Genomic DNA, 10,217 nt, shown 5'->3' on the forward strand with positions numbered 1-10,217 from the left:
GGGCGTACAAGCCCCAGTGAATGAACATGCCGAAGCGGTCATTTTTCCACCAGGCCAGGCGTTGTTCTTTTTGTTCCGGTGTTTCATTAAAGATCTTTTTTTCCTGTGCGGTAAGCTGTAATAACAGCCCCAGGCCACACAGCAGGAGAACCATGCTTTTTTTCATAATGTGCTATTTGTTTTCATGCTGAAGCGGACAACGATGCCCTTTTCGTGGAATTGGGTTTGATAATGATGAAGTTCGCTGAATTAATCTGCTTTTTATAATAGTGATTTAGCGAATGATAATACAGAAATCGCCTTACCCGGGATTAACCGTATTTTAACCTTGCCGGTTATGGCAATCGATTGTAATAGATTGGCAATCAGTCAGATATATTTTTCCGTTAACCAATCATTAACTAATAAGCGCAGAAATAATATTTAATGTTGCATATCAATTTAAACGCAGCTACAACAGACCTATAGTTATGAGAAGAAGATTCCACTTTACCTGAGCAAACGACGGGCGATACAATTGCAAATCTATTTTCCAGATCATTTAAAACAGCTATTATAATAAAGATGTTCGCGTCCTGGTGTATGCAAATACAGCCAGGGTTTTAACCCTGAGAATTTCCATATGGTTTTTTTATTTCCGGAGGTCCAATATTGGCCCAGGTACCTATAATGATTGACCCCAAAAGTATCATGGGCCGGGATGGTATGTGCCACCTTTTAAAGGACTTCGTTCCCCCGTAGTGTTTACTGCGGGGGATCTTTTTTTTGGCAGCCCGCAAACCTCAATTGTTAACCGGTGATTAACTAATAGCGGTAAATACTATTGTAACATTGTGATCGTGATGCGATAAGCATCGCATTCTTTTTCCTATCGTTATATATCACATCGCCTGAGTGTCTACTCCGGCGGTTTATTACTACCTGCTGCAGGAAAAAGTAGCTCCCTGTTCTTATGATCGGTTGACCTGCTGGTGAGGTTATGAGGTGTAATGTGATGGTTGGCCTGTCACCTGGGAAGGGTCATGAGTGATAGTAACCGTATGGCCGCGAGAGTTATGGAGCAAGATCTTAGTGAAGAGCTGGTAGCCCTTTGTAAGCGGCCTGCGATAGCGAAAAGGCTATTGTTGAGCTGCAACTGTAAGGTCAAGGATGGCTTGGTCCTGACAGAGGTATTAACAACGCTTTGTGAACTGGCCTGTGATGTTGAAAAGTCTATGATTAAAATATCCCTACGGCCGGGAAGTCCATGGTGAAAGGGCTTAGCAGATGCGTAACCGCTTTTTTGGGATCCTGGTATTTATGCCAGAAGACTTACAAGTACTAACCACCGCTGCATAGCCCGTGCTTACCTGGAGCAGTGCTCAGCATTTCGACTGGATACTGTAATTCAATGCAGTACCGATCATAATACAACAATCCGATGTTCATGATCTGAACATCTATAAAACCGGGAAATATAAGTGCTGAAGATAACCTGATGGCATTAGGGATTTAAAAAACCGGCAGGTGACTGAAAAGAAACCCGCGTTGCTAGTTTTGTAATCTAAACCGTCTTTTATATTCAGTGTGAGAATTGAATATTGAATATCTTTTGGATATTCGGGGGTGAAATTCAGCCTTTATAATTTCTTATTAGTTAATTAGGCGTTAAAGAGTAAGTTAATACAAGGTTAACCGGGGTTAACACGTCCGGTAAACAATGGGAACAGGATAGCCGGGGGGTAATGACCATTTCCCCTGCTGCGTACAGACTATAACGTTATAATTACCAGGAATCCAGGAAAAGGGCTGCCAATATGGTGGTTGCCGCCGCCAGGTTCTTTACAAAGCGGATATTAAACCCGCCTTTCTCCGCGTAATAATAACTCTCCTTATACCGGTCATACTCAATAGGCGCACCTAAGTCTTTCATCATTTTCAGGAACTCATACAGGGTGCGTTCGGAAATACGCAGCCGTTTGGCTAACTGGGCAGGTTTACCAGTACCTTTAATGCGGATGAGGTAATCGATCGTTTGTAACCTTTCAAAATAACGCTTAGGCATGTTAGCATAGGGGGGTTTAACGGGTAATGGAATTTACTTTATAAGAATAATTATACCAAAATAATTTAAATACATTTATTTTGATAAGTATCAACCCTTTAATTGAAACCAACATCATTTATTCAATAGTTTTTCTCCGTAGTTGTGCTGCTGGTTAAAGGGCTGTAAGAAAAGTTCCCGCTAATGCTCCCGAGTGCCCGCGTTTGCGTATGCATTAATGTAAACGAGTGCCGTATGTATATCATATACATGGGTTTTTCGAGGGTAATTTAAAAAGGCTTCCTTTACCGGTCAGGCATTAAATGCAAGTTAGCAAGCTACACTGCAATAGGATCGCAGTTAATAAACCCGATAGAGAAATAGTGATAGGCACTCCCCGGTAGCAATGTCAGGGAATGCGTGAGCACACAGGCTGGGCTGGGGTTTCATCCGTTTTAAGAAAGCTCCCGGTAAAAACCGGGCGCGTAGAGCTCAGTTACGATTTCCCGGCTGTTGAAACCGGTACATCATTACCTGATCTCCTTTCGTGAAACAAATAGTAATTTTTAACACTCATTAAATCAGCAAAACAATGTTAAGCCATTCTAAGCGCTCAACAGTTAATTGCATGTTAACAGAAAATAAAAACCTTGCCGGCCGTACAGACCAGCAAGGCGCAGCATCCGGGAGTTTTTGAAAAGACGCCGGTAGTATAAAAGCAGGAAAGGACTACCTTCTTGTCTTGCCGCCGGGTATCAGATATCAGAAGGATCATATATCCATCTGATATTGCATTGCTGACTGCAATGATACTGCTGTTTATTTTTTTAGCGGTTAATTGCAAGTTAACCCCTTATAAAATTGTGCAGCAGGATCTCAGTGCAGTACCTGGTGGGAAAGAATGGTTTGTACCACATTCCCGGCATTATTATCATAATGATGCCCACCAGGCAATACCATGTGCTGGTAGTTTTGAATATGCAGCTCCTGCAGATCAAAATCATTCTCTCCTTCTCCGAATAATAACAATAAAGGTTTACCGGTAATATGGTTCATAGCCCCTGGCACACTCAGGCCATTATTGCTGGTCTTACCTAACATTTCCGACACATGCACTTCCAGGTCTGTAAAGCGGGAGGGCGACATAAACACCAGCTGCTGCGACTGTGCCTGTACATCGGCCGGCAGGTTGTTATAAATAAAAGGCAGCACATCTGCCCCCATGGAATAACCTACCAGTAAAAAATTCTTATGGCCCCACTGGCCGGCATAATGTTTCAGTAAAGCAGCTACATCTGCCCCGGCCTGCTGCGGCGTTTTCTTTTTCCAGAAGTATTTAAGGGTATTCAGCGCTACCACGGCATAACCTTTTTTGGTAAACGCATCGACCATGCTTACATTAAATTTTTTCAGGCCGGCATCGCCGGTAATGAATAATACCAGCGGATACTGGCCGCTGCCGGCCGGCGCCATAGCAGTAACCGGCAGCTCCGTTACAGCCGTCTGGGCCTGCACCATCAGAAAAAGTCCCTGGAAAAAGGCTACAAGGAGTAATTCACGAACATACATAGTTTTCAATTACGAATTATTCAATTACGAATTACAAATGGATTGGAGCGAATGGATGAAGGGAAAACCCTGTCAGTTACGACCTCGCTAAAGCGTGGCATGTATACCATTGAAAATAATTATGATTATGAATAATTATAAATTGATTAGATCAAATGAACAAAACGAAAGTTTAATCACGAATCATCAATTACAAATTCATTAACGAATAGATCATACAATCTCAAATTGTTCTAACATTACAAACTGCCAGGTACGAACTACAATCACACCGAAGCACCCATTCGTAATTCGTAATTGAATAATTTGTAATTAACCCTACGGTTGCATTACTTTACTCAATGCTGCCGGCAATTGTATCAGATCAAAATCATGCTCATATACCAGGTACTTGTTAGTCCAGGCAGTGGCATACTTTTCCTTGAACTCCCGCAGGCCATGGTAATGGCGGAAAGCGCGGATCTTTTCATACGCAAATTTCACTACCTGCTCGGCCGTATTCTGCGGCTGTGCAATGCCCGACATTGGCACCAGTCCAAGGTTCAGGTATTGCAGGTTGCGCTGCTGCGCATCCTGTATAAGCGCAATGATCAGCGCATCCATTACGCCGCCCGGCGCATCGCTGCGCTTGCGGATCATATCGTAGGTACACTCTCCCGGTGCATAGTCCGGGATAATGTTCAGGAAAGCTACCACCTTTCCTTCTTCGTTATTGACCGTGATCACATCCTGGGTTTGTATAGCATCATCAAACGCCCCCTGCGAAAAGGTCATTTCCTTTACCTCATATTGCGCCAGCCATTCATCAGACACTGCTTTCAGCTCCGCTATTAAGGCTGCCGGCTGGGGCGCCCGCTGAATAGTGGTGGTATATCCTTTATTGGCTAAGCTGTTCAACGCATTCCGTAACGATTTCTTATCCTTTCCACTCAACGTGAAACCGCGGATATCCATAATAGCCTCCTGCCCTATTAACAGCCGCTTTTTCCGGAGGCGGTTAAAGTAAAACACACTTTCCTCATCTACCCTGTAAAAGGCCGGCCGCAGGCCCATTTTGCGGCACTGCTGCTCAAATTCCTGTAACAGCAGCAGCTTATCCTCTTCCCGGCACACCGGCTCTTCCAGCACTATGGCAAAACCATTGGCCACGCGGTAAGCAACAAATCCTTCCGGATCATCAGAGATATACAACAGCTTATCTTCCCCTACCTTAAAATAATCCATGGCAGAATCGCCATACCGGCTCAGGTAAAACCGCGCTTTCTCCAGGGCCGTATTGCTTTGGTGCACGTGCAGGTAAGGACGTATAATAGTATAAAATAAAAAAGCCCAGGCGCTTACTCCCAATACCCGTATAGCGCTCAGGAACTCGCGCCCAAAGCGGGTTACGGGATGCAGGTCCTCATCGTCCATCAGCATAAATCCGCGAAAAGCGGCCTGCAGGGAATGCTGCCAGGTAAAATCAATTCCAAAATGACGGGCTTTCAAAAAGTAAAAACCCAGCGCACCAAAGATCAGCACTCCTGCAAAAGTAGCCAGGGCTGTAACCACGCCGATATTCACCAGCTGGGGATTACTTTTTGCCCGGTACTGGCTGGCAGTGACGAGCAATATAACAGCGGTGATCAGCGCCAGTGAAGCTTCTTCATAATCCAGCGCTTTACTCATATGCCCGATAGCAGATAACAGGGATACCACAAGGGCCACTATCCATGCGCTGCGCAGGCCGCGGAATAAAAAGGTGGCAGTTACCAGCAGCACCAATCCCAGGAACACTACCAGCAGGTTGGATGCATGAATGGAACCTACCGGTATGTAGGCATGCAGCAGGCGTAAACGATCTGTGAGCGGTGGTGTAAGCACGGAAAAAATGTTGACCATGCCCAGTAAAAAGATCAGCACCGGTGGCAGCAGGCGTAACACCAGCTCCCGCCCTTTCAGCGCAAAGGCCAGCAGCCCGCCGGCCAGCGGTAACCAGAACTCGAACAACCGGAACAGCAAAGTAATTTCCAGTGCCTGCAGGGAAGTATATCCATAGCTGCTGAGCAGCCAGGTAAGTGATAATTCTATAGCGCCTAACCCGCGTAAGAACGGGGAGATAATTAAAAAGATAGTGGCAACAATATACCCTACGCAGGCCGCTTCCAGTGAGGGCGTAACGCCCGTAGCCAGCATGCTCACGTACAAATGTGCAATGCCAGCCAGCTCAATACCTACGGAAGCCCATACCGTGCTGGCAAAAGCGCCGCGCTGTAGCTGAAAGGAAAAAATATCATCTATCTGATGGATAACGCCCGGAAAATATTTTAACAGTAACGTATATACGGCCCCTTTCTTTTGAATGGACCGGAATACCCATACCGCTGCTACCAGCAGCACGCAAATGCCTGCCAGCGCAGGTAACGCGCGCTGCAGGTCCGGCTTGCGTAAAATGGCCAGCCCTACTACAGGTATCCCCACCAGGAATACAGATAAGATGCCTACGTACCCATAAATGCCGGAGGCCTGGTGTACCTGCTGTTTACGGATATCGGCCTGCCGCAGCCGCTTTGGCAAATAGGCCAGTGAGCTAACGCCGCCTGCCGGTAAAAATACTGAGAGCAGGTTGCGCTTCAGGAACAGCTCTATTCCCAAAGACAAGGGCAAACGCGCTTCCACTGCTTTAAAACTGTAATAATACATGAGCGCCTGCAGCAGAATGTATACACAGGTAAGTAATACACCACCGGCCATCCATACACGGTTAGCCTGTGCAATAGCCGGCACCAGTGCGCGCAGCTCATTCCGCTCCTGCCGGAAAAAATAGATAGCCAGCAACAGGAATAATACTGACAGCAGCTCTTTTAAATGCAGCTTTTTTAGTAAAGGCGCTACGCGTAAGGTGAATTTTACAGGCATATAAGTGATAGCAGTGTATCAATTTTAACACTCAAAGCTACGCTTAAGTTGTATGGAGGCTTTAAAAGCAACCTTAATTTAATTGGATTTTAAGGTAGGGACGGATGGGCAACTTTTTCCGCAGTGTAGATGTGCTTACTCATTTATCCTGCTGAATATCAATGGGTAAGCGATGTTTCTTCCCGCATTTAAAAACGGCATAATTATTCGTCTTTGTTCCCGAACCAAGGGGGAATAATATGATGGTGTATATGCAATGGACCAAACTAATATATAACAAGATCCATTTGTGGCTGGAAACAGCTATCAAAATGCTGCCTAACCTGGCAGTGGCTATATTGGTATTAGCGTTGTTCGTGTTGTTAGCCCGGCTCATGAAAAAACTGGTGTACAAGCTGGTTTACCGCCTGTCTGATACACCGGCCCTGAGCGGGTTATTTTCAAGTGTTGCCTACCTGTTCTTTTGCTTCGTGGGACTATTTATTGCGCTGGATGTATTGCAGCTGGATAAAACGGTATCATCCCTGCTGGCCGGCGCCGGTATTATAGGTTTAGCGCTGGGCTTTGCTTTCCAGGACCTGACCGCCAATTTTATTTCCGGTATTTTTATAACGTTCCGCAAACCCTTTGAAGTAGGCCACCAGATAGAGACCAACGGCTTTACCGGCAACGTGGAAAATATACAATTACGCTCTACTACGCTGCGTACGCTGGACGGACTGCATGTGATCATTCCCAATAAAGAAATTTTCCAGAAACCCATCATTAATCACTCCCTTACCCCGGAGCGCCGTATTTCGCTCACCTTTAATGTAGCCATTGTCAATGAGCAAATGAGCTCCGTACAATCCCTGTTGCAGAACGCACTGAAAGGCCTGCCGCACCTTGCGGAGCACAGGCCTTTACAGGTATTATATTCCAACATTGATGGCGCCAATGTAAAGGTAACCGTAACCTGCTGGGTAGCTTATGATGAAAATAACAGTAATGATAACGACCATTATAATGAGGCGGTGCATGCCGTTATCAGCCGGGTTACAAGCGTCATGAAAGAGCATCAGCTGATATAATTCCCAGCCGTCTGAAAAAAATTCTTCATTTTTGTCCTGCATACAATATTCCGTCCGTCATTACCCTGATATTCGTATTTATTTACCCTCCAAACACCTTTCATCATGAAAGATTTCATGTTTATTTTCCGCGGCGGCAGCAGCGCGGGCCAATTATCCCCGGAAGAAATGCAGGACAATATGCAGCAATGGTTTGCCTGGATAGAGCAGTTCCGGTCTAAGAACATTTACGTAGGGGGAGAGCCATTATACCCTCCCGGTAAAATGGTCAGCGGCAGCAAAGCTGTGGTAACCGACGGCCCGTTTGCAGAAAGCAAGGAGCTGGTAGGCGGGTACATGATCATTCAGGCCGATTCGCTGGAAGCCGCTGCAGAACTGGCCAAGGGCTGCCCCGATCTTCCATTGAACGGCAGTGTGGAAGTGCGGGAAGTAATGAAATTTGATGGTATGTAACACTGCCATTTTATGCAATCCGGCGCCTCCTCACCACAACAAATTGTTGATCATCTTTTCCGGCATGAATCGGGAAAAATGATCGCCGTGTTAACCCGCATTTTCGGGATGCATAACTTATCCCTTGCAGAAGATGTGGTGCAGGAGGCTTTTTTAAAAGCAGTACAAACCTGGACCTTCAACCAGGTTCCCGACAATCCTTCCGCCTGGCTGATGACCGTAGCCAGGAACAAAGCACTGGACATTATCCGCCGGCAGCAGCATTTCCAGCACCTCTCCGGGGAGCTGGCCTATCACTTGCAGCATGCCGCGGAAGATACGGTGCGCCAATTGTTCCTGGATACGGAAATCACCGACAGCCAGCTGCGCATGATCTTTGCCTGCTGCCACCCTTCCCTGAAAGAAGAAGACCAGATTGCGCTCACATTAAAAACCGTATCCGGCTTTGGCGCCGCAGAAATTGCAAGGGCGCTGTTAACCAATGAGGCCGTGATCCAGAAACGCCTGTACCGCGCCAAACAATTTATCAGGGAGGAAGGCATTCAGCTGGAGATCCCGCTGGGACCGCAGCTGCCACCCCGGCTGGAAACCGTGTATACCGTGCTATACCTGTTATTTAATGAAGGTTATAATTCCCTGAAAGCGGATGAGCTGATCCGCGAAGACCTGTGCATGGAAGCTATGCGCCTTTGCTTGCTGTTATCCGAACATCAGGTGGGCAAACAGCCGGCCACTTTTGCGCTGCTGTCCTTAATGTGTTTTCAGACCTCCCGTTTTGACAGCCGTATTGATGAAAATAATTCCATTGTACTGTTACAGAACCAGGACCGCAGCACCTGGAACAAGGAGCTGATAGACATGGGCTATCATTACCTGCGCTTATCTTCCGCCGGGGAACGGCTCACCGTATACCATGTTGAATCGGCTATTGCAGCAGAACATTGCCTGGCCCCCTCTTTTGAACAAACCAACTGGCAGCGCATGCGGCAGCTGTACGACCTGCTGCTGGAACAAAAACCCATGCCGGTAGTGCTGCTGAACCGGGCCATTGTGCAGTCCCAGCTGGGTAAAACAACCACCGCTATACAGGAGATCCTGGCTATTCCGGATATTGAAAAGCTCCTCTCCTCCCATTATATCTACAGTGCCGTACTGGGTGATCTATACCTGCAATGCGGCGAAACCCTGTTAGCCCAAAAACACCTTACACAAGCCGGGGCGCTCACTACTTCGCAGGCAGAGCGAAAACTGATACAGGAGAAGCTGGGCTTAATTAATAATTAAGAATGAATAATTAATAATCATAGTGAAGCAGTACCACTACCGGAAATACTTCATTATTAATTATTTCTTATCCATTATTAATGAAATAGTGGTATTCCCGTAGAACGTTTAACTATTGGCTATTTCTTATTAATTATTAATTCATTAATTATTAATTATTTTTAGCTTATAAAAATATTGTGTATGGCTAAAAGATTTCTGGTGTTTGCGGTGAGCAGCTTGGTGGTGATGGGCATATTGGGATATTTTTTTCATTGGGTATGGTGGTTATTGCTGCCGGCAGTTCCACTGATTATTATAGGCATTGTGGATATGCTGCAAACCAAACATGCAATTATGCGCAACTTCCCCGTGGTAGGGCGGGCGCGTTACTGGATGGAAGCCCTGCGGCCCAAGGTGTACCAGTACTTTGTAGAAAGTGATACCGGTGGCAGTCCCATTAACCGGGTAGACCGCTCTACCATTTACCAGCGCGCAAAGCGGGAGCTGGATACGCAGCCTTTTGGCACCCAGTTCAACGTATATGCCGAAGGGTATGAATGGATGGCTCACTCCATACAACCCAGGAGCTTTGAGCACATGGATAAAGATCCGCGTGTAACCATTGGCGGTAGTGACTGTACACAGCCTTATTCAGCCAGCATCCTGAATGTGTCTGCCATGAGCTATGGCTCATTAAGCTCCAATGCTGTAGAGGCCTTAAACGGCGGGGCCAAACTGGGCAACTTTGCACACAACACCGGTGAAGGCGGTATCAGCCAGCATCATCTGAACCAGGGCGGAGATATTATCTGGCAAATAGGCACCGGTTATTTTGGCTGCCGGAATGATGAGGGCAATTTTGATGAGCGGCTCTTTGAAGAAAAAACAGCACTGTCACAAATTAAAATGGTGGAGCTAAAATTATCACAGGGCGCTAA

The 10,217-nt window shown here is 46.3% G+C and carries 8 protein-coding genes; 4 read left to right on the forward strand and 4 right to left on the reverse strand.

What is annotated here, in order from left to right; genetic code table 11:
* The 4 genes from VIM87_RS20205 to VIM87_RS20220 all read right to left on the reverse strand — a co-directional run.
* Positions 1-166 (reverse strand): alpha-L-fucosidase (locus VIM87_RS20205; protein ID WP_331998761.1); only part of this gene is annotated, 166 nt, incomplete at its 3' end.
* A 1,599-nt stretch (positions 167-1,765) separates the two neighbouring features.
* A complete protein-coding gene (locus tag VIM87_RS20210; RefSeq protein WP_089918160.1) occupies positions 1,766-2,044 on the reverse strand; it encodes an HTH domain-containing protein in 279 nt (92 codons plus the stop codon).
* An 855-nt stretch (positions 2,045-2,899) separates the two neighbouring features.
* A complete protein-coding gene (locus VIM87_RS20215) occupies positions 2,900-3,592 on the reverse strand; it encodes an AcvB/VirJ family lysyl-phosphatidylglycerol hydrolase (protein ID WP_331998755.1) in 693 nt (230 codons plus the stop codon).
* Between the two features lie 318 nt (positions 3,593-3,910).
* A complete protein-coding gene (locus VIM87_RS20220; RefSeq protein WP_331998756.1) occupies positions 3,911-6,490 on the reverse strand; it encodes a phosphatidylglycerol lysyltransferase domain-containing protein in 2,580 nt (859 codons plus the stop codon).
* Positions 6,491-6,741: 251 nt separating this feature from the next.
* On the opposite strand from VIM87_RS20220, the gene VIM87_RS20225 reads away from it, so the two are divergent.
* From VIM87_RS20225 to VIM87_RS20240, 4 genes are all read left to right on the forward strand, one after another.
* Positions 6,742-7,560 (forward strand): mechanosensitive ion channel family protein, encoded by an 819-nt coding sequence (locus tag VIM87_RS20225; protein ID WP_331998757.1) that lies wholly within the window; start codon positions 6,742-6,744, stop codon positions 7,558-7,560.
* A 105-nt stretch (positions 7,561-7,665) separates the two neighbouring features.
* Positions 7,666-8,013 carry a YciI family protein gene (locus VIM87_RS20230; RefSeq protein ID WP_331998758.1) on the forward strand — a complete coding sequence of 116 codons (348 nt, stop codon included), beginning with the start codon at positions 7,666-7,668 and terminating at the stop codon, positions 8,011-8,013.
* A 12-nt stretch (positions 8,014-8,025) separates the two neighbouring features.
* Positions 8,026-9,297, forward strand: a complete 1,272-nt coding sequence (locus tag VIM87_RS20235; RefSeq protein ID WP_331998759.1) for an RNA polymerase sigma factor — start codon at positions 8,026-8,028, stop codon at positions 9,295-9,297.
* A 183-nt stretch (positions 9,298-9,480) separates the two neighbouring features.
* Positions 9,481-10,217: glutamate synthase-related protein (locus tag VIM87_RS20240; protein ID WP_331998760.1), on the forward strand; the 737-nt coding region annotated here is incomplete at its 3' end.

Source organism: Chitinophaga sp. (genome assembly GCF_036569125.1).
Lineage (GTDB): Bacteria > Bacteroidota > Bacteroidia > Chitinophagales > Chitinophagaceae > Chitinophaga.

Excerpts from the sequence above, each read along its gene's own strand:
- VIM87_RS20220 (WP_331998756.1), bottom strand. The coding sequence starts at position 6,490 with ATGCCTGTAAAATTCACCTTACGCGTAGCGCCTTTACTAAAAAAGCTG.
- VIM87_RS20235 (WP_331998759.1), top strand. The coding sequence starts at position 8,026 with ATGCAATCCGGCGCCTCCTCACCACAACAAATTGTTGATCATCTTTTC.
- VIM87_RS20225 (WP_331998757.1), top strand. The coding sequence starts at position 6,742 with ATGCAATGGACCAAACTAATATATAACAAGATCCATTTGTGGCTGGAA.
- VIM87_RS20230 (WP_331998758.1), top strand. The coding sequence starts at position 7,666 with ATGAAAGATTTCATGTTTATTTTCCGCGGCGGCAGCAGCGCGGGCCAA.
- VIM87_RS20210 (WP_089918160.1), bottom strand. The coding sequence starts at position 2,044 with ATGCCTAAGCGTTATTTTGAAAGGTTACAAACGATCGATTACCTCATC.
- VIM87_RS20215 (WP_331998755.1), bottom strand. The coding sequence starts at position 3,592 with ATGTATGTTCGTGAATTACTCCTTGTAGCCTTTTTCCAGGGACTTTTT.